General features: G+C 72.2%; 20 protein-coding genes, 1 tRNA gene and 1 riboswitch. Of the genes, 10 read left to right on the top strand and 11 right to left on the bottom strand.

The window, feature by feature from the left end:
- Nucleotides 1–38: 38 nt before the first annotated feature.
- A tRNA-Thr gene (locus tag AMK24_RS05600) sits at nucleotides 39–112 on the top strand.
- Nucleotides 113–431: 319 nt separating this feature from the next.
- Here the strand turns inward: AMK24_RS05600 and AMK24_RS05595 are convergent.
- Both AMK24_RS05595 and AMK24_RS05590 read right to left on the bottom strand, forming a co-directional pair.
- Nucleotides 432–1019, bottom strand: coding sequence for a class IV adenylate cyclase (locus AMK24_RS05595; protein WP_073765487.1), 588 nt, complete (start codon nucleotides 1017–1019; stop codon nucleotides 432–434).
- 11 nt (nucleotides 1020–1030) lie between these two features.
- On the bottom strand, nucleotides 1031–1216 hold the full coding sequence (locus AMK24_RS05590) for a hypothetical protein (RefSeq protein ID WP_242434917.1): 186 nt from the start codon (nucleotides 1214–1216) through the stop codon (nucleotides 1031–1033).
- 103 nt (nucleotides 1217–1319) lie between these two features.
- On the opposite strand from AMK24_RS05590, the gene AMK24_RS05585 reads away from it, so the two are divergent.
- A complete protein-coding gene (locus AMK24_RS05585; RefSeq protein WP_073765485.1) occupies nucleotides 1320–2576 on the top strand; it encodes a hypothetical protein in 1257 nt (418 codons plus the stop codon).
- Between the two features lie 292 nt (nucleotides 2577–2868).
- Here the strand turns inward: AMK24_RS05585 and AMK24_RS05580 are convergent, their stop codons facing one another.
- The 3 genes from AMK24_RS05580 to AMK24_RS05565 all read right to left on the bottom strand — a co-directional run bounded on the left by AMK24_RS05580 (nucleotide 2869) and on the right by AMK24_RS05565 (nucleotide 6460).
- Nucleotides 2869–3513: a LuxR C-terminal-related transcriptional regulator gene (locus tag AMK24_RS05580; protein ID WP_079190428.1), complete on the bottom strand. Its 645-nt coding sequence runs from the start codon at nucleotides 3511–3513 to the stop codon at nucleotides 2869–2871.
- A 17-nt stretch (nucleotides 3514–3530) separates the two neighbouring features.
- Nucleotides 3531–4877 (bottom strand): sensor histidine kinase, encoded by a 1347-nt coding sequence (locus tag AMK24_RS05575; protein ID WP_073765483.1) that lies wholly within the window; start codon nucleotides 4875–4877, stop codon nucleotides 3531–3533.
- Between the two features lie 827 nt (nucleotides 4878–5704).
- Nucleotides 5705–6460: a thioesterase II family protein gene (locus tag AMK24_RS05565; protein WP_073765481.1), complete on the bottom strand. Its 756-nt coding sequence runs from the start codon at nucleotides 6458–6460 to the stop codon at nucleotides 5705–5707.
- Nucleotides 6461–6702: 242 nt separating this feature from the next.
- On the opposite strand from AMK24_RS05565, the gene AMK24_RS05560 reads away from it, so the two are divergent.
- Both AMK24_RS05560 and AMK24_RS05555 read left to right on the top strand, forming a co-directional pair.
- Nucleotides 6703–7437: an ABC transporter ATP-binding protein gene (locus tag AMK24_RS05560; protein ID WP_073765479.1), complete on the top strand. Its 735-nt coding sequence runs from the start codon at nucleotides 6703–6705 to the stop codon at nucleotides 7435–7437.
- A complete protein-coding gene (locus AMK24_RS05555; protein ID WP_073765477.1) occupies nucleotides 7431–9893 on the top strand; it encodes an ABC transporter permease in 2463 nt (820 codons plus the stop codon). Before AMK24_RS05560 ends, AMK24_RS05555 begins: the two co-directional genes overlap by 7 nt.
- Nucleotides 9894–10148: 255 nt before the next feature.
- Here AMK24_RS05555 and AMK24_RS05545 read toward each other — a convergent pair whose 3' ends face one another.
- On the bottom strand, nucleotides 10149–10508 hold the full coding sequence (locus AMK24_RS05545) for a hypothetical protein (protein WP_073765473.1): 360 nt from the start codon (nucleotides 10506–10508) through the stop codon (nucleotides 10149–10151).
- Between the two features lie 311 nt (nucleotides 10509–10819).
- On the opposite strand from AMK24_RS05545, the gene AMK24_RS05540 reads away from it, so the two are divergent.
- Complete coding sequence (locus tag AMK24_RS05540; protein ID WP_073765719.1) at nucleotides 10820–13057, top strand: serine/threonine-protein kinase; 2238 nt, start codon at nucleotides 10820–10822, stop codon at nucleotides 13055–13057.
- Nucleotides 13058–13111: 54 nt separating this feature from the next.
- On the opposite strand, the gene AMK24_RS05535 is transcribed toward AMK24_RS05540, so the two are convergent.
- The 3 genes from AMK24_RS05535 to AMK24_RS05525 are packed head-to-tail and all read right to left on the bottom strand — an operon-like array spanning nucleotide 13112 to nucleotide 15477.
- Nucleotides 13112–13516 carry a GntR family transcriptional regulator gene (locus AMK24_RS05535; RefSeq protein WP_079190426.1) on the bottom strand — a complete coding sequence of 135 codons (405 nt, stop codon included), beginning with the start codon at nucleotides 13514–13516 and terminating at the stop codon, nucleotides 13112–13114.
- 45 nt (nucleotides 13517–13561) lie between these two features.
- Nucleotides 13562–14536 (bottom strand): ABC transporter permease, encoded by a 975-nt coding sequence (locus tag AMK24_RS05530; protein ID WP_073765469.1) that lies wholly within the window; start codon nucleotides 14534–14536, stop codon nucleotides 13562–13564.
- Nucleotides 14533–15477: an ABC transporter ATP-binding protein gene (locus tag AMK24_RS05525; RefSeq protein WP_073765467.1), complete on the bottom strand. Its 945-nt coding sequence runs from the start codon at nucleotides 15475–15477 to the stop codon at nucleotides 14533–14535. Before AMK24_RS05525 ends, AMK24_RS05530 begins: the two co-directional genes overlap by 4 nt.
- A gap of 166 nt (nucleotides 15478–15643) precedes the next feature.
- On the opposite strand from AMK24_RS05525, the gene otsB reads away from it, so the two are divergent.
- On the top strand, nucleotides 15644–16495 hold the full coding sequence (gene otsB / locus AMK24_RS05520) for a trehalose-phosphatase (RefSeq protein WP_073765465.1): 852 nt from the start codon (nucleotides 15644–15646) through the stop codon (nucleotides 16493–16495).
- A 157-nt stretch (nucleotides 16496–16652) separates the two neighbouring features.
- Here the strand turns inward: otsB and AMK24_RS05515 are convergent, their stop codons facing one another.
- Both AMK24_RS05515 and AMK24_RS05510 read right to left on the bottom strand, forming a co-directional pair.
- Nucleotides 16653–18044 carry an alpha,alpha-trehalose-phosphate synthase (UDP-forming) gene (locus AMK24_RS05515; RefSeq protein WP_073765462.1) on the bottom strand — a complete coding sequence of 464 codons (1392 nt, stop codon included), beginning with the start codon at nucleotides 18042–18044 and terminating at the stop codon, nucleotides 16653–16655.
- A 63-nt stretch (nucleotides 18045–18107) separates the two neighbouring features.
- A complete protein-coding gene (locus tag AMK24_RS05510; protein WP_073765717.1) occupies nucleotides 18108–19058 on the bottom strand; it encodes a glucosyl-3-phosphoglycerate synthase in 951 nt (316 codons plus the stop codon).
- Between the two features lie 153 nt (nucleotides 19059–19211).
- A riboswitch (SAM riboswitch) is annotated at nucleotides 19212–19339 on the top strand.
- Nucleotides 19340–19358: 19 nt separating this feature from the next.
- Between AMK24_RS05510 and thrC the strand changes: the two genes are divergently transcribed.
- From thrC to groL, 4 genes are all read left to right on the top strand, one after another.
- Entirely contained in the window at nucleotides 19359–20660 is a 1302-nt protein-coding gene (thrC, locus tag AMK24_RS05505) for a threonine synthase (RefSeq protein ID WP_073765460.1), read from the top strand.
- Nucleotides 20661–20695: 35 nt separating this feature from the next.
- The gene (locus AMK24_RS05500; RefSeq protein WP_073765458.1) at nucleotides 20696–20974 is read left to right on the top strand and encodes a MoaD/ThiS family protein; all 279 of its coding nucleotides are present in this window, start codon (nucleotides 20696–20698) and stop codon (nucleotides 20972–20974) included.
- A gap of 569 nt (nucleotides 20975–21543) precedes the next feature.
- Nucleotides 21544–21750 (top strand): cold-shock protein, encoded by a 207-nt coding sequence (locus AMK24_RS05495; RefSeq protein ID WP_003967346.1) that lies wholly within the window; start codon nucleotides 21544–21546, stop codon nucleotides 21748–21750.
- Nucleotides 21751–22161: 411 nt separating this feature from the next.
- Nucleotides 22162–23784 (top strand): chaperonin GroEL, encoded by a 1623-nt coding sequence (groL, locus tag AMK24_RS05490; protein ID WP_003967345.1) that lies wholly within the window; start codon nucleotides 22162–22164, stop codon nucleotides 23782–23784.
- Nucleotides 23785–23914 lie beyond the last annotated feature (130 nt).

The raw sequence follows: 23914 nt of genomic DNA, 5'->3' as shown, positions 1-23914 counted from the left end.
GGCTCCGCTGCTGATCGCACCATAGTGCGACAGGGCGCGCCGCCTTAGCTCAGTTGGCCAGAGCAACGCACTCGTAATGCGTAGGTCTCGGGTTCGAATCCCGAAGGCGGCTCAGTTGAACCCCAGGTCGCATAACCCGTGACCTGGGGTTTTCTGTTGTTTGGGGCCTGGGGCGGCGCGCAGCCGGGGTGCTGTGTCGTGCCGGTGTGAGGGGGACCGTTGCGGGGATCTGCTCTTTGGCACCGATACTTGCCAGCTCTTCTGCCGGAAGTCGAACGCCTCACCGCGGCGGATTCGTTCAACCGTGGGGAGCCGGCCAGGCGGCTCTTGGGAAGAAGGATTGCCGGTCCCGTTCCTGTAACTCGGCGATCCCGGAGATCGCCCTGTGCTGTAGGGCGACTTCCGTCAGCATCGCTCGTCTCCCTGCGTGATCAACGGTCCTGGGCCGTGGGAGAAGCGTCCTTCTGCTTCTCGGCTGCGGAGAACATGAGTGTGGGTTCGGGGAGGATGTCGCGGCCGGACTCGCTCTTGTAGATCTCGTCGACGCTGCCGAACCGGGCTTCGGAGTAGTCGAGGTCCAGCAGCGCGGCGGCCTGGCGTACCGATGCCTCGTCGGGTCCTTCGATCTCCAGGAAGGTGGGGAGATCGGGCCAGGTGTCGAAGTCGAAGGCGACCTCTCCCAGGCGCCATTCCTCTCGGTAGTTCTCCTGGTACCGGACCTCGGTGAGGCCGACCCGGCGCAGGATGTCGGCCATGGCGTGCAGGTCGGTGACCTCGGTCTCGATTTCCTTGGTGCCGTCGATCGTCGTGGCGTCGGTGACCTGCTTGAGGGTGAGAGTCGAGCGGGTGCCCTCGTCCCGCAGGCGGATCCAGGCCCCGCCGTCGAGGGAGTCGTTCTCGAAGATCTTGCGGGTGAGGAGCGTGCGGGGGAACGCCTGGACCGCATTGAGGGCGCTCAGCTTGTTCTGGAGGTCGGCGACATCGACGGCCAGGAACTTCGCCTCGTATTCGTGCTTCATGGGGTCTTCTCTCAGAAGTGGTCGGTGAGGGTGGACGTCCGGGCCGCGAGCAGGAGGCCCATGCGGTGGGTGCGGTCGTGCGGTTGGCCGACGTGGGGGCGCTCGGTGAACTCAGTGGGGTGCGGAGTGAGCAGGACGTGCCGGCCGCCGATGAAGTGGGGGCGGAGGCGCTTCGGTGAGGTGTAGTGCTCGGTCATGTGGGGGCGTCTTTTCACGGGCATCATGAACTCCGCGCCGAACACACCGTCCGGGCGGACCAGGCACTGCATGCGATGCGCGTAGCCACTTCAGGAGCGGACCATGGACAACGAGATCCAGCTGATCAGCGACGGGGACGGGCTGACAGTCGTCGGGAGCGCCGAGGACGTCGAAAAATTCCTCGCTTCGGAGGCGCTGCCCTCCAAGAGCCTCGGACCGCGATGGTACAAGTCCGTCTTCGCTGCGGGTGCTGTGGTCGCGGAGGCGGCATCGGAGATCGCCGCCCACTCTGCTCACTGGGTGAAGCTGACCCCGGAGTCGGCGCTGCTTCTCAAGAAGTACGGCCTGAGGGAGAGTGCGAAGACGGGGCTCAGCACGGGTGTGCTGAAGGGGCAGAAGGGGCAGATCAAGGGGTTTCTGGAGTTCGCGCATGCGCCCCGATCGCTCCTGTCCAACCCGGCTGCTCTGGCCAACGCCGGGAAGTTCATGGCGCAGGTCGCCATGCAGCAGACCATGGACGAGATCACCGACTACCTCGCCGCGATCGACAAGAAGGTCGACGACGTACTGCGTGCCCAGAAGGACGCTGTGCTGGCCCGCATGATCGGAGTGGGCTTCGTGATCGGGGAGGCCATGACCCTTCGGGAGAAGCGGGGCAGGGTCGACGAGGTCACCTGGTCGAAGGTGCACGCCGCGCCGGCGACGATCGCGGAGACGCAGGCGTACGCACTGCGTCAACTCGACGCGCTCGCGGAGGACATGGAGCGGCAGACCAAGATCGGCGAGCTCGCCGCGATGGCCAAGGAGGCTGAGGCCGTCGTTGGGGAATGGCTCGCCGTTCTGGCTCGCTGCTTTCACTTGCAGGACGCGATCGCCGTACTCGAACTCGACAGGGTGCTGGACGCGTCCCCGGATGAGCTCAACGGGCATCGCCTCGGTCTGAAGGCCGCCCGGCAGGATCGGCTGGAGTACATCTCGCGCAGTACGGAGACTCTGCTGGCCAGGATGAACGCCGCTGCCGGCGTGGCCAATGCCAAGGTGTTGCTGCATCCGGCCGCATCCCCGGCCGTGGTCCAGTCGAGCAACCAGATCGCGAGAGGCGTCCATGACTTTCACGAGCGGCTCGGAATCGAGTCCGGTGGCGACTCGTCCGAGGCGAGGCGATGGACGGAAGCCGCCGTGGAAGTGAGGGACAAGGCGGTGGAAAAAGGAGTGAAGGGTGTGGGTGCTGCCCGAAGCCTGGGAAACGAGACCCTCGACCGGGCCAACTCGGTGAAGAACAAGCTCTCCAGCGGTCTCGCCGAGCGAGCTCGTCGTCTGCGCGGGACCGACGGGCAAGGCGGGAAGCAGACTGGGTGAGTGCCGACGATCCCGGTACGCCGGACGGGAAAGGGAGCTGCTCCGGCGGCAGCGGATTCTCACGCAGACGGAACTCGCGGCGGAGAACCTGATCGACGAGTACCGCAGTGCATCGGAGCGCGGGCCGGTGGCATCCGTGCGGGAACTGGTACCAGTCGCCGGGTGACCGATGTTTTGATGGGCCGTCTGGGAGTGTGCAGCCGCTTCCAGTTGGGAGCGTTGGCGGCCCAGGGGGGCCGGCTCGCCGGCTGAGCGGGGCCGGACGCGGGCGGCCGTGACGCCGCCCGGGAGGTCAGCCGCGCAGGTAGGCCAGGACGGCCAGTACCCGGCGGTTGGTGGCGTCGGACAGGTTCAGGTCCAGTTTGGTGAGGATGGAGCCGAAGTGCTTGCTGACGGTGCCCTCGCTGACGTGCAGGGCCGCGGCGACGGACGCGTTGGACCGGCCCTCGGCCATCAGCGCGAGGACCTCCTGCTCGCGGGGGGTCAGTCTGGCCAGCGGATCGCGGCGGTGGCGCAGGAGCTGGCGGACCACTTCGGGGTCGACGACGGTCGCTCCGGCCGCCACCCGCTGGAGGGCTTCGACGAACTCCTCGACGTTGCCGACGCGTTCCTTGAGCAGGTAGCCGACGTGGGTGCCGTCGGAGGAGTCGAGCAGCTCCTCGGCGTAGGCGCGCTGGACGTACTGGCTGAGGACGAGGATGGGCAGCCGCGGGTTCTTCTCGCGCAGGCGCAGCGCGGCCCGCAGCCCTTCGTCGGAGAAGCCGGGCGGCATCCGTACATCGGTGACGACGATGTCGGGGGCGTGCTCGGCGACGGCCGCCGTGAGTTCGTCGGCCGTGCCGACACCGGCGAGGACCTGGTGGCCGAAGCGCTCCATGAGCCCGACGAGGCCCTCCCGCAGCAGCACGCTGTCCTCGGCCAACACGATGCGCAACATCTGTTTCCTCTATCGGATCATCGGGCCGTCGGGGCGTCGAGGCGGCGGTCCGGAGCCGGGGCGCAGGGCACGAGGAGGCGGAAGACGGTGGGCCCGCCGGACGGTGAGGACACTAGCAAATGCCCCCCGAGGACCGAGATGCGATCCGCGACGCCCTCCAGCCCGGTGCCGTCGGCCTCGTCCGCGCCCCCCACGCCGTCGTCCCGTACGCGGACGACGAGTCGGCCCCGGTCGACGCGGGCCTCGACGGAGGCCCGGGTGGCCCGGCTGTGCTTGGCGACGTTCGCCAGCGCCTCGCTCACCGCGAAGTAGACGGCGGACTCGACCGCTTCGAGGAACCGGTGGGGCAGGTCGAGATCGAGGTCGACGGGGACCGGGGAGCGGTCGGCGATGTCCTCGATGGCCGCGGCCAGCCCCCGGTCGGTGAGGACTCGGGGGTGGATGCCCTGGATCAGCTCCCGCAGCTCGACCAGCGCGGCCTGGGCCTCGCCGTGGGCTTGGGCCAGGAGCCCGGCGACAGGTTCCTCGCGGGCGTCGAGGCGCGCCATCCCCAGCCGCATCGACAGGGCGACCAGCCGCTGCTGGGCGCCGTCGTGCAGATCGCGTTCGATGCGGCGGCGCTCGGCCTCGAAGGCGGTCACCAGGCGCATCCGCGACCGGCTCAACTCCTTTACGCGTACGTCGTCCTGACGGGGAGACGCGTCCAGCAGGAGGCGGGTGAGCTGGGCGCGCCCCACGGCGAGCAGGCCGAGCGGGTAGGCCAGCAGGGGGAGCAGGAGCAGTCCGGCCAGGGCGACGGCGAACGCCGCCGGGTAGGAGTGGACCAGCCACAGCTTGATGACGCGCGCCTCCTCGCCGCCGCCGGCCGTGGTCATGACCAGGGGGGTGGAGATCAGCCCCCCGCTCACGCCGAGGACCGTGCCGATGACCACCGCTTCCAGGGGCCACAGGAGGCAGCCGAAGAGGAGGGCGTAACCCAGCTCCCGCCAGGTGGAACGCTCCTGGAGGCGGGTGCGCAGCCAGGCGGCGGGTCCGGTGCGCGGCGGGTCCTGGTGGGCGTCGGCCAGCGGCACGGCCGGGTCGATCAGGCGCAGCCGGCGCCGCTCCACGTGCGCGACCGGCAGCCCGGCGAGGACCAGCGTCAGCAGAAGCGGCAGCCCGGCGAGGACCAGCGTCAGCAGAAGCGGCACCCCGACGAGGACCACGGTCAGGAGGCTGCCGGCCAGCGCGAGGACGAGCAGGCAGACCAGCAGGGCGGCACCCAGCGGCACGCTGGTCAGGAAGTACAGGGCACAGCGCCACGGCCAGCCGCTCCGGAGGTACCGGCGCTGGTGCAGGGCCTGCCAGAGGCTGGGTGGGTGCATGGGGGCACGATATGGGGCCCGTAGGGCACGGAACACCCAGCCGGCTCCACCATCGGACCGGTAGCAGGCTCCCCGTGAGGACGGCCGCCAGGTGCAGTGCGTGCGGGGGCGCCGCGCGGTCGGACGGGGGCGGTGGACGGCCGCCCGCTCCTGTACGGGGGGGAGGGGCCGGGGTGTTCTCGTCGGAGGCCGTGTTCGCGGTTGGGACCGTCTGGCCGACGCTGGTGATCGTGTTCCTGCTGCCCGTGGGGGAGCCTCCGGTACCGCTGGTGGGGTGCTGTTCCCTTCGCGGACCGCCCTGGTGGCGAGCGGGGCGCTCACGCACCACGGGGTGCTGCCGGTGGAGGGGGTGTTCGCGCTGGCGGCGGCCGGGGCGCCGGCGGGCCATGTGCTCGGGTACGGGGCGACCGGCTGGAAGGCGCTCTCCCCGGCAGGCTCGCCGGCTCGCGGTCCTATCGGCCGGCGCCGGCCACGGTGGGCGCCCGGCACGGCCGTGCCGGGCTGTTCGGCCGGTTCAACGGGGGCCTGCGCACCCCGGTTCCAGCGCTGTGCGGCTCGGTGCGGGCGCCCTGGCGGCCGTACCCGGGATGGTCGGTGCCGGCCGCGCTGTTGTGGGCGCCGTGCTGGGTGGGGCTCGGGCTGCTCGCCGGGGGCCCCTGGAGAAGTGGGGCGGTTCGGGTGTGCCGGCCTGCGCGTCGGTCGTGCTGCTGACCACGTCGTTGCCGCTGCTGCTCACGGCCCGCGGCGGGCGCGCCCGGCCGCCCGCGCCGAAGAGGCGGGCGCCCGGGGCCCCTCGGGCGGTCCCGCCGCGGCCGGCGGCGTCCGGGTCACAGCCGCTCGGCGAGGAAGCGCAGCAGTGCCCCTTCCTGCGGGATCAGGTAGAAGTGGTCCCCGGGAAACAGCCGGTGCTCGTACGACGCCGTAGTCAGCGCCGACCAGGACAGCAGTTCGGGAAAGGTGCAGCCCGGGTCGGCCGTGCCGCCGACGGCCGTCACCGGAGCGCGCAGCGGGGGCACGTCGAGGGGCCGGTAGGACTCGATGAGCCGGAAGTCGCCGCGCAGCGAGGGCAGCAGCAGCGGACGCAGGTCGGGGTCGTCGTAGACGGAGGAGCCCGCGTCGCCGAGCCGACGGGCCGCGGCCACCAGGTGCTCGTCGTCGAGCAGGTGCAGGGTGCCGCCGGCCCGCTCGGCGTGCGGGGCCCTCCGGCCCGAGACGACGACCCGTTCGGGGACGACGCCGTGGCGGTCTTCGAGGCGGCGGGCCACCTCGTAGGCGACGGCCGAACCGAGGCTGTGGCCGAAGAGGGCCACCGGCGCGTCGAGTTCGGGCTCCAGCGCGTCGGCGATCGCGTCGGCCAGCTCCGTCATGGACGCGGCGCACGGCTCGTCGAACCGTTCCTGGCGGCCGGGGTACTGAGTGGCCAGCACCTCCACGTCACCGGGCAGCTGTTTCGACCAGCCGTGGAACAGCGTCGCGGTGCCGCCGGCGTGCGGCAGGCACACCAGGCGCAGCCGGGGCGCCCCGCCGCGCGCCGGAAACCTCCGGAACCACTTCCCCGCCGTCCCCCTGCTGATGACCGTCATTCCGAGCCGCCCTCCCGCCACCCCGCGGTGGCCGTGTCCGTCCCTCCATGGTGCGGGCCGGGGCCGCGGTGATCCGACCCGGTCCGCGGCAGGAGGCTGCCCACGCACGTTCCTGCCGACTCCGGACCCTGCCTTTCCCGCGCGGGGCGGCCACCGTGCACAGAAGGGTGGAGTTACCTCCACCCCGAAGACTCCGCCCGGCTGCGATGTGCGCCGATTTCGGGCCCGATTGAGTGGACACCATGAATCAAGCAGCCGTCCGACTCCGTTCGGTCACTCGCTCCTACGGCAAGGGCGCGAGCGCCGTGACCGCCCTGGACGACGTCTCCCTGGACATTCACCGGGGCACGTTCACCGCCGTCATGGGGCCCTCGGGCTCCGGCAAGTCGACCTTCCTCCAGTGCACCGCGGGCCTGGACCGGCCGACCGGCGGCCAGGTGCTCCTCGGGGAGACCGACCTGAGCAAGCTGAGCGAGAAGAAGCTCACCCTGCTGCGGCGGGACCGCATCGGCTTCGTCTTCCAGGCGTTCAACCTGCTGCCCTCGCTCACCGCCGAGCAGAACGTGGCGCTGCCGCTGCGGCTCGCCGGCCGCCGCCCCCGGCGGAACGAGGTCCTGGACGTGCTGGAGAAGGTGGGGCTGCGCGAGCGTGCCGGGCACCGGCCCAGCGAGATGTCCGGCGGTCAGCAGCAGCGGGTGGCGCTCGCGCGCGCCCTGGTCACCCGGCCGGAGGTCCTCTTCGGGGACGAGCCGACCGGCGCCCTGGACACCACCACCAGCCGTGAAGTGCTCACGCTGCTGCGCCGGATGGTCGACCAGGGGCAGACCGTCGTCATGGTGACGCACGACCCGGTGGCCGCGTCCTTCGCGGACCGGGTGCTGTTCCTCACCGACGGCCGGGTCCACGACGAACTGTCCGCCCCGACGGCCGAGCAGGTCGCCGCGCACATGACCGGACTGGCGGCCCTCCCGTGCTGAAGCTCGCTCTGCAGGGAATGCGGACCCGCTGGGACACGTTCATCGGCTCGTTCATCGCCCTCGCCCTCGGCGTCGGCCTCATCGCCACCACGGGGCTCGCCCTGGCGGCGACCTTCAGCGCTCCGGACCGCGGGCCCGAGCGGCTCGTGAAGGCGCCGGTCGTCGTGAAGACCTCCGACCTCGTCCGGGCGGACACGCCCATCGGGGAACGTACGCAGACGATCACCGACCCCGCGCCGGTCCCGGCCGCCGTCACCGCGAAGCTCGCGGCGCTCGGCAAGGCCGTCGAGGACCGCACCTTCCCCGTGTCGGGCCCCGGACTCGGTGAGGACACGGTCGGCCACCCGTGGTCGATCGCCGCGCTCACCCCCTACACGCTGACCGCCGGACGCGCCCCCTCGGTGCCCGGCGAGGCCGTCGCCACCGGGGACGCGCTGCGGCCCGGCACCCGGGTGCAGGCCGCGACCCCCCGCGGGTCCGAGCAGGTCACCGTCGTCGGGACGGTCGCGTCGGCCGGATTCGAGAACGCGCTCTTCTTCACCGACGCCGAGGCCGCGCGGATCTCTCCCGACGTGGACGCGGTCGCCGTGCACGCCCCGGCCGACCGGGTCGAGGCGGCCGTGGGCGCCGGATACGACGTGCTGACCGGCGATGAACGCCGCCGCGCCGACCCGGACCCCGACCGGGACGAGGAAGCACTGGTCTCGGTGAACGCGCTCCTCGGCACCGCCGCGGGCGTCACCGGCTTCGTGTCGGTGTTCGTCGTCGCTTCGACCTTCTCCTTCGCGGTCGCCCAGCGGCGCCGGGAGTTCGGCCTGCTGCGCACCGCCGGCGCCACCCCCACCCAGGTGCGGCGGATGGTGTTCACCGAGGCGTTCGTCATCGGCGTGCTCGCCTCGGCGGCGGGCTGCCGGCTCGGCGCGGCGGGCGCGCCCCGGCTCGCCGCCTGGATGGCCGACGCCGGTATCGCCCCCGCCTGGTTCCGGATCGGCGAGCAGACGTGGCCGCTGCACACCGCGTTCTGGACGGGCCTGTTCGTCGCCCTGAGCGGTGTGGCCGTGTCCTCGTGGCGGGCCGGCCGGGTCGGTCCGACGGAGGCGCTGCGCGAGTCCGCGGTCGACTCCCGCGCCATGCCGGTGAGCCGGTGGCTGATCGGCGGCGCGGTCCTCGCGACCGGTCTCGGGCTGCTCTCCCTGGCCCTGCTGGACAGCCCGGGCGACGTCCTGAAGCGCAAGACCTACATCACCCAGCCGATGCTGCTGATCGTCGGGTTCGCCCTGTTCGCGCCGGTCCTGGTCAAGCCGCTGACCCGGTTGCTGACCTGGCTGCCGGCCCGCCTTCCCGGCGCGATCGGCATGCTGGCCCGGGAGAACGCGTCCGCGGGGGTCCGCCGGACCGCCGCCGTCGCCGCCCCGGTCGTCATCACCGTGGCCCTCGCCGCCTCCCTGATGGGTACCACCGCCACGATCAGCGAGGCCAAGGCCGGGGAGGTGCGGGGGCAGATCACCGCGGACCTGGTCGCCACGGCGGGCGGAGAGGGCCGCGCGCTGCCCGACGAATTCGTCCGGCGCGCCGGGGCCGTCCCCGGCGTGACCGTCAGCGCCACCCGGTCCACCGGCGTGACCGTACTGGAGGAGGGGGTCGCCCTCGTCAAGTCCGAGGCCAAGGCGGTCGATCCGGCGGCGCACGCGGCCGTCTCCCACCTCCCGGTCGTGGCGGGCCGCCTCGCCGACCTCGACGACGACGGCATCGTCGTCAACGAGGAGTGGCTGACCACGAAGGTGGGCGACACGGTGTCCCTCTGGCTGGGCGACGGCCGCAAGGCGGACCTGCGTATCGCGGCGGTGCTCTCCACCGGCACCGGCGGCAACGGCGTCTACCTCACCGAACGCAACGCCGCCGGCGCCCCCGTCGACCGCGTCGACCTCGCGCTGCCCCGGGACGGCGCGGACAGCGCGGCGGCCGCACTCGACGCCGCCGCGAAGGCGACCGGCGTGCAGCTCCTGACGGGGGACCGGTGGGTCGAGGCCCACTACCCGCGCTCCAGCGAGAACACCCGGCTCGGCCTGTGGATGATCCTCGGCATCGCCCTGGTCTACACGGGCATCGCGCTCGCCAACACCCTGATGATGGCGACCTCGGACCGGGTCCGCGACCTCGCCTCGCTGCGTCTGACGGGCGCCACGAAGGGGCAGGTGCTGCGGCTCGTCGGGGTCGAGGCCCTGGTGGTGGTCGCCGTCGGCGCGGTGCTCGGCGCGGTGGTCGCCGGGGTGAACCTGCTCGGCGTGTGGAGCGCACTCGGCCTGCTCGACGTGTGGTCCGACGTCGTCGTGCCCTGGGGCACGGTCGCCGCGGTGATCGGCGCGAGCGCCCTCCTCGCGACGGTGGCCGCCGTGCTGCCCGCGTCGTTCGCGCTGCGCGTCCGGCCGGTCGAACTGGCGGGCATGCGCGAGTGACCGCCCGGTACCGGGCGCGCTTCGCCGCGCCCCGGCGCCCCGCGCCCACTCCCTTGCAACGCGAGAGGCCGGCGCTGTGCCGAGCGATCGCGCCACCCCGCCCGGCGGCACACGCGGACGCACGAGGGCTCCGTCCGGTGCGGCGGCGGGGTCCTCGCCCCGTTCTGCCGGGGTTTGCCGGGGTGGGGCTTCCCGGGGTGGGGCTTCCGGGCGGGGCGGCTTCCGGGTGGGGTGGCTTCCGGGTGGGGTGGTGGGTCAGTGGTCGGAGTAGCTGAAGTCGCCCATGGTCCAGGCGCTGACGTCCTGGATGGCGACGCGGTACATGCCGCCTGTCTCGGGGATGCCGATGGTGCCCTGGAGGATGCGGGCCACGTGGAAGTGCAGGTGGGTGGGCGGTTCTTCCGCGGTCTTCGTGGCGGTGAAGACGGTGGAGAAGTCGCTGAGGTGGTCGGAGTCGGCCAGGACCTCCGAGACCCGCTGCCTCCAGACGGCTTCGGGGGCCAGTCGGCCGGTGATGACGGCGCCACCGGCGACCACGGTCAGAGTCATCTGGTTGCTGTGCCCTGACTCCACCAGGGCGGCAACGTCGACAAGCAGTGCGTCAGGCTTCGACATGGAGCCGATTGTATTCGCCGGTCCCCGGCCGCCCCTGTGCGGTGCCCGTACGCCCCTGTGCGGCGCCCCTGCCGCGGGCCGGACGGTGCCGGGGTCGCGGCCGGGTACGGCCCGCCCGGGTGCCCCATGACCTTCCGGCGGGCGGTGCTCCTATCCTGGGCGGGCGCGCGGCTCGGGCCGGGCGTGGACCACCGCAGGGGTCACGGCCATCGGGGGAACTGTTCAGCATGAGCGGCGGCACGGGCGAAGGCGCGGGAGCGGGCGAAGGAGCGGGCGGAGCGGCGGGCGCGGACGAGCGGCGGTACCCGGCGATGGAGGGCATACGCCCGCTCGCGGCCGGCGATCCGGTGCGGATCGGGCCCTATCCGCTGCTCGGCCGGCTCGGCGCGGGCGGGATGGGCCGCGTGTTCCTGGCCCGGTCGCCCGGCGGGCGCACCGTGGCCGTGAAGGTGGTGCACGAGGAGCACATCGCGAACGGGGAGTTCCGGGCCCGCTTCCGCCGGGAGATAGCGAACGCCCGCCGGGTCGGCGGAAGTTGGACCGCCCCGGTGCTCGACGCCGACGCGGACGCCGAGCAGCCGTGGGTGGCCACCGGCTACGTACCCGGCCCCTCCCTGGAACAGGCCGTCCGGGAGCACGGCCCGCTGCCCGTCGCCTCCGTGTACGCCCTGGCCGACGGGTTGGCGCGGGCCCTGCGCGGCATCCACGCCGCGGGGATCGTCCACCGGGACCTCAAACCCTCCAACGTTCTGCTCACCGCCGACGGCCCCCGCGTCATCGACTTCGGTATCGCCCGCGCGTTCCAGGTGTCCGTCGAGTCCCTCCTGACCAGTACCGGCATGGTCATCGGCTCTCCCGGCTTCATGGCGCCCGAGCAGGTCCTGGGCGAGGAGACCGGGCCCGGGGCGGACGTCTTCTCCCTCGGCTGTGTCCTGATGTACGCCGCCACCGGGCAGTTGCCGTTCGGGGCCGGTGCGAGCAACCAGCATGCCGTCATGTTCCGGATCGTTCAGTCCCCGCCGGACCTCACCCCGGTGGCGGACGCCCGCCTGCGCACCCTGATCGAACGCTGCCTGGCCAAGAGCGCGGCCGAACGTCCGCCCGTGGACGTGCTGGCGGAGGAGTTGGCCGCCTCCGCGTCCACGTCCGTCCCGCACGGGGCCTGGCTGCCGCCGGTGCTGCTGGCCCGGCTGGCGCGTCAGTCCGCCCTGCTGCTCGACGCGGATGTTCCGCAGCGGGCGGGGGGACCGGAGAGTCGGGAGGTCCGTGAGCGGCCGGGGGGCTTGGAGGGCGCCGGCGTTCCGGAGAGGGCGGTGGACCCGGGGAGTTCGAAAGGTTCGGCGGGTTCGGAAGGCCCGAGGGGCGCGGGGGGAACGGGCGAGCCCGACACCGGGAACGTGTCCGACACCGGGAACGTCTCCGGAGCCGGGCCCGCGCCCGGGGGCGAGGACGTGCGCGAGGCCGCAGCCGGGGTCTTGCCCCGGGCCGGGGCCGGGGCTGCCGCCGTTCCCGGAACCGCAGCCGGACCCGGGGCCGAGGACGTGCCCGGGGCCGAGGACGTGCCCGGGGCCGAGGACGTGCCCGGGGGCGGGGAGCCTGCTCGTACGGCCGCCTCGGCGGTCTCCGACCCCCGCACCCCTCCCGCCCCCCGGGACCTCGGGACGGTCGATCTGCGTCCGGGCCCGGTGAAGGGGGCCGAGCCGTCCCCGGCGTCCGCGCCGGTGACCACCGCCCCGGTGGCCGTGGCCCCCGGGGGCCGCTCGCGTCGCCGCCGGGTCTGGGTCGTCGCGGCCGTGGTCGTCGCCGTGCTGGCCGCCGGGGGGACCACGGCGTTCCTCAACCGTGATCCCGGCGGGTCCGCGGCTCCCCGGGGCGGGGAGGCCGCGATGCCGCCCGGTGCCGGTGTCGCCCCCTCCGGCCCCGCGGCCGCCCCCGCCGGGAAGGGCGAGGGCGGGGCGAAGGACGGAGCGAAGGGCGGGGCGAAGGAGAAGGGGACGACGGAGGAAGGGAAAGGGGAGGGCGCGGCCGAGGGGCGGGACGCCGACGGCGGCGGCTCGGCCCCCGGCGGTGGCTCCGGTGAGGGCGGGTCCGCGGACGCCGGGGCCGGGGGCGCGGACGGCGGGCGGGGCGGCGCCGGCCCGTCGGCGTCGGGCGGTTCCGGGGACGACGCGAAGCCGCCCGCGTCGGACCCCGGCCCCGCCCCCGACGGCCGGGTGCCGTCGCACTTCGTCGGAACCTGGTCCATCGCCTCCCGGTACGATGTCCTCCAGCCGCACACCATGGTCATCCGGCGGGTGTCGCCCGGCGGGTCGGCGGTGACCCTCGTCGCCGACGTACAGGGGACGGGACACTGCGAGTACACCGCGAAGCTCGACTCCGTGACGGACGGCGGGAAACGGATCAACGTCGGTGCCGGCGTGGTGGACCGGGGCCGTTCCGGCGGCATGTGCCGTGACACCGACCCCTCGTTCTTCACCGTCGCCGGGTCCGGCATCCTGCACGACGTCGGCCCCGCCCACGGCAGCGGCTACCGCTACAACCGCGCCTGACCGGCGCCGGTGGGCCCGGTGCCGGTCAGGCGGGTCGGAGGGGTCCGGCGCCGGTCAGTCCGGCGCCTCGCCCGGGTACGCGCTCGCGTACACCGCGTGGAACAGGGCCGTGACGTCCTGCCCGGTGAGGCCCTCGGCGCGGGCCTGGCCCATCCATTCGGTCAGCGCGGACCGCAGGGGGGAGTCGGGGCCGGACTGGGGCTGGGCGAGGGTGCGGGTGATGAACGTTCCGGCGCCCTGCCGTACTTCGGCGAGTCCCATACGTTCCAACTCGCGGTACGCCTTGAGCGTCGTGTTCGGGTTGACCTTGGTGGTCGCGGCGACCTGGGCCGCGGTGGGCAGCCGGTCGCCTTCCTCCAACGCCCCCATGCGCAGAGCCTGTTCGACCTGCCGGACGATCTGGAGGTAGGTCGACACCCCACTGCGCCGGTCGATGCGGAACACGACCACGGACTTCACCTTCCGCTCGATTGCCGACACTTTACGTAGGAGAGGGGGCCGGACCTACAGCGGGCGGCGGGAGGCCCACCAGAGGGTGAACGCCGTGAGCAGGGCCGTTCCGGCGAGCAGGAGGCCCGCGGCGATCCACTGCATGGCGCCCATCTGGCTGTAGGGGAGGTACTCGATCACGTCGTTGACGATGCCGTGCTTCTCGATGCACGCGTTCTGCGCCTTCTCGGTCGCCTCGGCGCAGATGCCCCAGTTGTAGAGGGTTCCGTCCGCGCTGCCGACCCAGCGGTCCACCTCGTAGGCGTCGCTGAAGCGTGCCGGGAGTTCGGTGCCCTTCGGGTAGGTGAACATCTGCGTGGAGCCGAGCCGCATCCGGATCTCGTCCCAGACGAACATGGTGGTGATCGCCGTGAACAGGAACGTGACCACCATGGCCGGGAGCACCCGGCGGACCAGGACGCCGATGGTGATGCCCGCGGCGGTGAGGAAGAGGAGGAACGCGGGCAGGACGGGCCCGGTGTTGTCGAAGATCATGCCGTCGATCCACTGGCTGAGGAAGACCGAGCGGTACGGCTTCCACCACCAGGTGAACAGGGCCGAGAGCACCACGCCGGAGACCAGCGCGAGGGTGTAGGCCAGGCCGAGCTTGGCGGCCAGCCACTGGCGGCGGGTCACCGACTGGGTGGTGACGAGCTGCGCGGTGCCGTTCTCCTGGTCGCCCGCGATCAGCGGGGCGCCGATGAAGACGGCGAGGATCACCGGGAGGCCGCCGAGGACGGTGGTGATGTAGTTGTAGCCGCGGTCGCTCTCCATCGGCCAGCCGACGTCGTTCTCCGGCCAGCCCTTCGTGTCGAGCATGTGGACCAGCTCGTTGCGCTCGTACACGATCCAGAGCGCCGTCAGCAGCGTGAGGCCGAGGACGCAGGCCAGCGCGATGCGATGCTGGCGTACGACGAGCCACGGCATTCCGCGCAACAGGCGGCGGCCGGGGGCGGGTCCGGTGGGCTTCTCGGTGAGGGTGGCGCTCATGCGGCCTGGATCCCTTCGGCGTCGACGCGGGCGCCCTGGGTGTAGAGCGAGGGGGCGTCCGGGGAGCGGAGGTGGGCGAGGAGGACTTCCTCCAGCGAGGGATCGGCGCTCTGCCAGTCGGCGGGGAGCGGCCCCTTCGGCCGGATCATCGCCTGGAACTGCCGTCCCTGGAGGCGGGTTTCGACGACCGTGTGGTGGCCGAGCTCGGGCGGGAGCGAGCCGTCGTGGCTCACCCCCGTGACCAGGGTGTGGGCCGGGACCAGCGCGTCGGCGTCACCGGCCATGCGGATGCGGCCCTCGGAGACGACCAGCAGGTAGTCGCACATGTCCTCCAGCTCGGTCAGCATGTGCGAGGACATCACCACCGTGGTGCCGCGCTCGACGGCCTCCGCCATCAGGAGGGTGCTCATCTCGTCGCGGGCCAGCGGGTCGAGGTCCGCCATCGGCTCGTCCAGGAGCAGCAGGTCGGGCCGCTTGCCGAAGGCGAGGGCGAAGGCGAGGCGGGTGCGCTGGCCGCCGGAGAGCGTGCCGACCTTCGCGTTCTGCGGAACGTTGCCCGCGCGGACGATGCGGTGCGCGGCGGCGGCGTCCCACGCGGGGTTCAGCTCGGCGCCCAGCCGCAGGGTCTCGGCCACGGTGAACCGCTTGAACAGCGGCTTGTCCTGCCCCAGGAACGCGATCTTGGGCAGGACGGCGGGGTCGTCGACCGGTACGCCGAAGACCCGCAGGCCGCCGGTGGTCGGCTGTACCTGCCGGGTCGCCAGCCCGAGCAGGGTGCTCTTGCCGGCTCCGTTGGGACCGACCAGACCGCAGATGCGGCCGGCCGGGACCCGGAAGGAGCAGTCGCGCAGCGCCCAGCCGCGTCGGTAGCGCTTGCCCAGGCCCCGGGCTTCGAGTGCCCAGCTGCCGGACGCCGCGTCCGGGGAGCTCGTGTCTGCCACGCGCCTCACCTCGATTCCATGAGTCAATTAATGGAATCATGGAGTCGTGGAGGAGCGGGTGTCAAGCTCGGCCGGCCGGACCTCCGGCCCGCCCGGGACGCAGGCGTCCGCACGGGCTCGCAGCGTGGGTATGCGTTCTTTGCCGCCCAGGGATTAGGCTCGCCCCATGGGCAGTCACCCGGAAAACCTGCCGACCCCGACCACCCCGGCCGGACGCGAGGGGCTCGACGCCGTGCTCGCCCGGCCCGACCGCGCGGTCGTCGCCCTCGACTTCGACGGCACGCTCGCCGACATCGTCGCCGACCCCGAGCAGGCGCGCGCCCACCCCGGCACCGTCGAGGCGCTCGCCGCGCTCGCGCCGAAGGTCGCGGCCGTCGCCGTGATCACCGGCCGTCCGGCGGACGTGGCGGTGCGGTACGGCGGTTTCTCGGGCGTCCCCGGCCTGGAGCACCTGGTGGTGCTCGGGCACTACGGCGCCGAGCGCTGGGACGCCGTGACCGGAACGGTCAACGCCCCCGCCCCGCACCCGGGCGTCACCGCCGTCCGCGCCGAACTCCCCGGCATCCTCGACAAGTTCGGTGTGGGGGAAGGCGCCTGGATCGAGGAGAAGGGGCAGGCCGTCGCGGTCCACACGCGGCGCGCCGAGGACCCGCAGGCGGCCTTCGACACGTTGGCCGGGCCCCTCGGCGAGTTGGCCGCACAGCACGGGCTGATCGTCGAACCCGGCCGCCTGGTCCTGGAGTTGCGGCCGCCCGGCATGGACAAGGGCGTGGCCCTGGCCCGGTTCGTCGCCGAGCTGGACGCGGAGTCCGTGATCTACGCGGGCGACGACCTCGGGGACCTCGCCGCCTTCGCCGCCGTGGAGAAGCTGCGGACCGAGGGCCCGGACGGCGTCCCCGGCCTCCTGGTGTGCAGCGGCAGCGCCGAGGTGCCCGAACTGGCCGAACGCGCGGACCTGGCGGTACCGGGCCCGGCGGCGGTGGTGGCCTTCCTGGCGGCGTTGGCCGAGCGGCTGTAGGCCCGGCCGCCCTGGCGGGGCCGGCCCGCGGTGCGCCGCCGGTCACGCCCCCGCGGTCACGCCCCCGCGGTCACGGGCAGCGTGCCGAGAGCCGCCCGCCCGGGGCGCGGCAGCACCTCCGCGTGGACGGCCCCGGCGCGCGGAACCGCCCCGCGCCTCACTCCTGCCGCAGCGCCTCCAGCTGGTCCAGGAACCACTGCTGCGGCGGCAGCGCCGTCGCCGCCTCGGCCAGCCGCTCCGTGCGGTCGGACCGTTCGTCGCCGGGCATCGTCAGCGCCTCGTGCAGGGCCTCCGCCGTGCCCGTCACGTCGTACGGGTTCACCGTGATCGCGTCCTCCCCCAGCTCCTCGTACGCCCCCGCCTCCCGTGACAGCACCAGGGCGCAGCCCCGGTCCGAGACGACGGGGACCTCCTTGGCGACCAGGTTCATGCCGTCGCGGATCGGGTTGACCAGGGCCACGTCCGCCAGCCGGTACGCGGCCAGCGAGCGGGCGAAGTCGTCCTTGACGTGGAGGACGACCGGGGTCCAACCCTCGGTGCCGTACTGGCCGTTGATCTCCGTCGCCAGCGACTGCACGGCCGCCGTGTAGTCCCGGTAGACGGCGAGGTCCTGGCGGGAGGGGTAGGCGAAGGCGATGTGCACGACGCGCTCGCGCCACTCCGGGCGGGACTCCAGCAGGGCCCGGTAGGCGTGCAGGCCCCGCACGATGTTCTTGGACAGCTCGGTGCGGTCCACCCGGACGATGGTCTTCCGTCCCTCGCCCACCTGCTCCCGCAGCGCCGCCATCCGCTCGTCCACGTCCAGCTCGTGCGCGCGTCGGCGCAGGAACTCCGCGTCGGCCCCGAGGCCGTGCACCCCGATCCGGGTCCGGCCCGTCCCGCCGAGGATCTCCGTACAGCAGGCGATGAACGCGTCCGCCCAGCGGCGGGTCAGGAACGCGGCCCGGTCCGCGCCGAGGATGCCGCGCAGCAGCTGTTCGGCGATGTCGTCGGGCAGCAGCCGGAAGTAGTCCACCGGCGCCCACGGCGTGTGCGAGAAGTGGCCGATCCTGAGGTCCGGGCGCAGCTCCCGCAGCATGCCGGGGACCAGCGCCAGGTGGTAGTCCTGGACGAGGACCGAGGCCCCCGGCTCCGCCTCCTCGGCCAGCGCCCGCGCGAACGCCCGGTTGTACGTCTCGTACGCGGCCCACTGCCGGCGGAACTCCGCGTCGAAGACCGGCTCGACCGGCGTCTGGTAGAGCATGTGGTGGACGAACCACAGCACCGAGTTCGCGATGCCGTTGTAGGCGTCGGCGTGCACCTCGGCGTCGATGTCCAGCATCCGGACGCCCGGCTCCCCGACCCCGCGGCGGACCGCCTCGCGGTCGCCCTCGCCGAGGGCCGCGCAGACCCACACCTTGTCGTCGACGGCGCTCAGCCCGGAGACGAGGCCGCCCCCGCCGCGTTTGGCGTCGAGCGTCCCGTCCTCACCGAGCGTGTACGAGACGGGGCCGCGGTTGGACGCGACGAGGACCTGGGAAGCGGGGGAAGGCGTGTGCTCGGAGACCATGTACCGGAACCTAGCCCGTGAGCCCGGCCCCCAAACGCCCCCGCCCTCCGCCCGGCCACCGCCTCACGCCGCCCACCGCGCCGCGTACTCCGCGATCTCCCGCATCGGCGGCCGCTCCTCGGTGTCCACCGGATGCGTACGGGGGACGAAGCCGTCCTCGCCGCGCTCGAACTGGGTCAGCGCCGGCCGCACCAGGTGGCCCCGGGAGAGCCTGAGCTGCGCCGTGCGGTAGATCGCCGCCGCCATCCGGCCCAGCGCCCGCCCGTCCTGGTGGCGGTGGACGCGTACGCCCACGTCGACCTGGCCCAGCGCGTCCAGGCCCACCGTGTGCAGCGCGTCCACCAGCAGCCCCAGCTCCACCCCGTAACCGACCGGGAACGGCAGCCGCTCCAGCAGGATGCGCCGCACCGCGTACTCGCCGCCCAGCGGCTGCACGAATCCGGCCAGCCGGGGCCAGTGCAGATTGAGCAGCGGGCGTGCCACCAGTTCGGTGACCCGGCCGCCCTGGCCCGCCTCGCCGCCGAGCGGACGGTCGTACATCGCCTTGACGAACTGCACGTCGGGATCGGTCAGCAGCGGCCCGACCGTCCCCGAGACGAAGTCCGCCGAGAAGTCCCTGAGGTCCGCGTCCACGAAGCAGACGATCTCGCCGCTGGTCACCAGGAGTGACCGCCACAGGACCTCGCCCTTGCCGGGCACCGCCGGGATCCGGGGCAGGATCGCGTCCCGGTGGACCACCCGCGCGCCTGCCGCCCGCGCCACGGCCGCGGTGGCGTCGGTGGAGCCGGAGTCGATCACCAGGAGTTCGTCGACGAGGCGGACCTTCTCCATCAGCTCCCGCCGGATCGTCGCCACGATCGCGCCGACCGTGGCCTCCTCGTTCAACGCGGGCAGTACCACGCTCACGGTCGTACGCCGCGGGTCGGCGGCCCGCGCGTCGGTGAGCCGGTCCAGCGGGCGGTCGCCGGACGACCAGGACCGCCTGGTCAGCCAGCGTTCCACCTCTTCGAGCACGGTCGGCACTCCCTGTGTGTGATCCATCTCGCGGTTCGGACGACTATCTCGACGGTCCGGTGCTTCGGTTACAGTCTTGAGCAACGCGCGGAGCCATCGCATGTCGGGGTCGGAGCGCGCATAAACGCCTGGATCGAAGATCCAGTGCCACAGAGCTCATCCAGAGGGACTGAGGGAACGGCCCGTTGAAGTCCCGGCAACCCTCCTGCCGACCGCGAGGTCACGGTGGGGAAGGTGCCAATTCCGTCTTGCGGCGAAATGCGTCGCGAGGAAGATGAGGAGAAAGGGACCTCCGCCATCATGGCTGTTCAGACCGTTGCAGGCAGCACCACTCCTTCCGCCCCGGCCGTCGACCTCGGCCCCGCCGCGGCGCTTTCCTGCCGCGAGTGCGGCGAGCGGTTCGAGCTGGGCCCCCTGTTCGCCTGCGCCTCCTGTTTCGGGCCGCTGGAAGTGGCGTACGACCTGCCCACCGGCTCCCCCGAGGAGCTGCGGAAGCGCATCGAGTCCGGCCCGGACAACATCTGGCGGTACGCCCCGCTGCTGCCCGTTCCCGCCGACGTCGCGGAGAAGCCCAACATCAACCCGGGCTTCACCAAGCTCGTCAAGGCCGACAACCTCGCCCGCGAGCTGGGCGTCACCGGCGGCCTGTACGTGAAGGACGACTCCGGCAACCCGACGCACTCCTTCAAGGACCGCGTCGTCGCGATCGCCGTCGAGGCCGCCCGCGCCTTCGGTTTCACCACCCTCTCCTGCTCCTCCACGGGCAACCTGGCCGGAGCCGTCGGCGCCGCCGCCGCCCGCGCCGGACTGCGCTCCTGCGTGTTCATCCCGCACGACCTGGAGCAGGGCAAGGTCGTCATGGCCGCGGTGTACGGCGGTGAGCTGGTCGGCATCGAGGGCACCTACGACGACGTCAACCGCTTCTGCTCCGAGCTCATCGGCGACCCGCTCGGCGAGGGCTGGGGCTTCGTCAACGTCAACCTCCGCCCGTACTACGGCGAGGGTTCCAAGACGCTGGCGTACGAGATCTGCGAGCAGCTCGGCTGGAAGCTGCCGGACCAGATCGTCATCCCGATCGCGTCCGGCTCCCAGCTCACCAAGATCGACAAGGGGTTCCAGGAGCTGATCAGGCTCGGCCTCGTCGAGGACAAGCCGTACAAGATCTTCGGCGCCCAGGCCGAGGGCTGCTCCCCGGTCTCCGCCGCCTTCAAGGCCGGCCACGACGTCGTGCGGCCCCAGAAGCCGAACACCATCGCCAAGTCGCTGGCCATCGGCAACCCGGCGGACGGCCCCTACGTCCTGGACATCGCCCGCCGCACCGGCGGCGCGGTGGAGGACGTCACCGACGAGCAGGTCGTCGACGCGATCAAGCTGCTGGCCCGCACCGAGGGCATCTTCGGCGAGACGGCGGGCGGGGTGACCGTCGGCGTGACGAAGAAGCTGGTCGAGGCCGGCGTGCTCGACCCGACGCTCACCACCGTCGTCCTGAACACCGGCGACGGCCTCAAGACGCTCGACGCGGTCGCCCCCACCTCGCAGGCCACGGCGACCATCAAGCCGAGCCTGGACGCGTTCCGCGCCGCGGGCCTCGCCTCCGCCTGACCACCCCGACCGCAGCACCGAGAAAGGCGTCCGCCATGAGCGTCAAGGTCCGCATCCCCACCATCCTCCGCACCTACACGGGCGGCCAGGCCGAGGTCACGGCGGAGGGCGCGAAGCTCTCCGAGGTCATCGAGTCCCTGGAGAAGGACCACCCGGGCATCGCGGCCCGCGTCCTGGACGACCAGGGCAGGCTGCGCCGCTTCGTCAACGTGTACGTCAACGACGACGACGTGCGCTTCGAGGGCGGCCTGGACGCGGCCACCCCGGACGGCGCGGGCGTCTCGATCATCCCCGCGGTCGCCGGCGGCTGCTGAACGCCCCGGGCCGTCCCGGGCCGAGCTGAGCCGTCCCGGGCCGAGCTGAGCCGGTCCGGCCCGGACTGAGCCCTGTGGGTCCGTCGCGCCCGTGGGGCGGTGGCGTCCCCGTGGGGCGGTGGCGCCCTGGGGGGCCGTCGAGCCCTCTGAGGCCATGGCGCCTTCTTGTGACCGCAGTTGCCCTCTCCGCTCCAGAAGCGGAGGGGGCAATTCTGCATGGTTGAGCGCGGTACAGTTGGGGAAGCCCCGTCCGCTGCTCGTGCCGCCCGCATATGAGAATGCGCCCGGCCCCGATAAGAAGCAGCCAAAGTGCGTGAACCTCTTGCGGCATAAGTGCCGTTTGTCTGACCCGACTTGCCCGTAAATCTCAGGAAACCCGCATATTCGCGTGTTCAAGTGCGCCCAGATTTCTCGTCCGATTGACCTGTTGCAGAGGGCAGTTGGACGGATACATTCGGCCGCGGTCGACGCGCTGCGGCGCCGCCCACCCTCTCCTGTCGGAGGGTGAGTCGCGACCCGGGCCCGCGAAGTGCGGTCCCGTGCAAGGGCCAGTAATAGGGGAGTTAGGCATGGCTCAGGGCACCGTCAAGTGGTTCAACGCGGAGAAGGGGTACGGCTTCATCGCGGTCGACGGTGGTGCGGATGTTTTCGTCCACTACAGCGCGATCCAGATGGACGGGTACCGCACCCTCGAAGAGGGTCAGCGAGTTGAATTCGAGATCTCGCAGGGCCAGAAGGGGCCCCAGGCCGACATGGTCAAGCTCGCCGTCGGCTGAGCTCGGCACGGTCGTCCGACGACACCACTCACGCACGTAGGGCCCGACCCCGGGAGCGTTCAACCGGGGATCGGGCCCTACGCGCGTCCGGGGCCCGCCGCACCCGGGGGCCCGCCGCCCCCAGGGGCCGTACGGCCGCCACCCCCAGGGGCCGTACGCCCGGCGGCCCCGTACCGCACGGCCGGCGGCCCCGTACCGCATGGCGGGCACTCGCCCGAGGCGCTTGCACTCTCGGGGGTCGAGTGCTAATCATTGGCGTTAGCACTCTCCAGGTGAGAGTGACAGAATTTTGGGCCGGGCCGGTGAGGTCCGCAGGTGCGGTGGGGCAAGGAACCACCACACGGCAGGCCGTCCGTCGCGGGCGCCTCTCGGTCCGGAGCAATCCACCCCTGTCCGGGAGGACCACTTCACATGGCCAAGATCATCGCGTTCGACGAGGAGGCACGGCGCGGTCTCGAGCGCGGGATGAACCAGCTCGCCGACGCCGTCAAGGTCACCCTCGGCCCCAAGGGCCGTAACGTCGTCCTCGAGAAGAAGTGGGGCGCGCCCACGATCACCAACGATGGTGTTTCCATCGCCAAGGAGATCGAGCTCGAGGACCCGTACGAGAAGATCGGTGCGGAGCTGGTCAAGGAGGTCGCCAAGAAGACGGACGACGTCGCCGGCGACGGTACGACCACCGCCACCGTTCTCGCCCAGGCTCTCGTCCGCGAGGGTCTGCGCAACGTTGCCGCCGGCGCCAACCCGATGGCCCTCAAGCGCGGCATCGAGAAGGCCGTCGAGGCCGTCTCCGCCGCTCTGCTGGAGCAGGCCAAGGACGTGGAGACCAAGGAGCAGATCGCCTCCACCGCCTCCATCTCCGCCGCCGACACCGAGATCGGCGCCAAGATCGCCGAGGCGATGGACAAGGTCGGCAAGGAAGGCGTCATCACCGTCGAGGAGTCCCAGACCTTCGGTCTGGAGCTGGAGCTCACCGAGGGTATGCGCTTCGACAAGGGCTACATCTCGGCGTACTTCGCCACCGACATGGAGCGTATGGAGGCGTCGCTCGACGACCCGTACATCCTGATCGTCAACTCGAAGATCGGCAGCGTCAAGGACCTGATCCCGCTGCTGGAGAAGGTCATGCAGTCGGGCAAGCCCCTGCTGATCATCGCCGAGGACGTCGAGGGCGAGGCGCTCTCCACCCTGGTCGTCAACAAGATCAAGGGCACCTTCAAGTCCGTCGCCGTCAAGGCTCCGGGCTTCGGCGACCGCCGCAAGGCCATGCTCGCGGACATCGCCATCCTCACCGGCGGCACCGTGATCTCCGAGGAGGTCGGTCTCAAGCTGGAGAACGCCGGCCTGGACCTGCTCGGCCGCGCCCGCAAGGTCGTCATCACCAAGGACGAGACGACGATCGTCGACGGCGCCGGTGACAGCGACCAGGTTCAGGGTCGCGTCAACCAGATCCGTGCCGAGATCGAGAACTCCGACTCGGACTACGACCGCGAGAAGCTCCAGGAGCGCCTCGCGAAGCTGGCCGGCGGCGTGGCCGTCATCAAGGCCGGCGCCGCCACCGAGGTGGAGCTCAAGGAGCGCAAGCACCGCATCGAGGACGCGGTGCGCAACGCCAAGGCCGCCGTCGAGGAGGGCATCGTCGCCGGTGGTGGCGTGGCTCTGCTCCAGGCCTCGGCCGTCTTCGAGAAGCTCGACCTCACGGGCGACGAGGCGACCGGCGCCAACGCCGTGAAGCTCGCGCTGGAGGCCCCGCTCAAGCAGATCGCCGTCAACGGTGGTCTCGAGGGTGGCGTCGTCGTGGAGAAGGTCCGCAACCTCCCGATCGGTCACGGCCTGAACGCCGCGACCGGTGAGTACGTCGACATGATCGCCGAGGGCATCCTCGACCCGGCGAAGGTCACGCGTTCCGCCCTGCAGAACGCCGCGTCCATCGCCGCGCTGTTCCTCACCACCGAGGCCGTCATCGCCGACAAGCCCGAGAAGGCCGGCGCGGCCGCCCCGGGCGGCATGCCGGGCGGTGACATGGACTTCTGATCGGCCTGCCGATCGCGAAGTTCCGCGTACGTCCCTCAGGGGCGGTACCTCCTTCACGGGGGTACCGCCCCTGAGGCGTTCGCGGGGGCGTCGAGAGGGAGGGCTGTGGGTCACGCGCGGGTCGGACTGC

It is taken from the genome of Streptomyces sp. CB02366, from assembly GCF_001905905.1.
Classification (GTDB): domain Bacteria; phylum Actinomycetota; class Actinomycetes; order Streptomycetales; family Streptomycetaceae; genus Streptomyces.
Note: the sequence above shows the minus strand (reverse complement) of the source record. Positions and strands in the feature narration are given on the sequence as shown.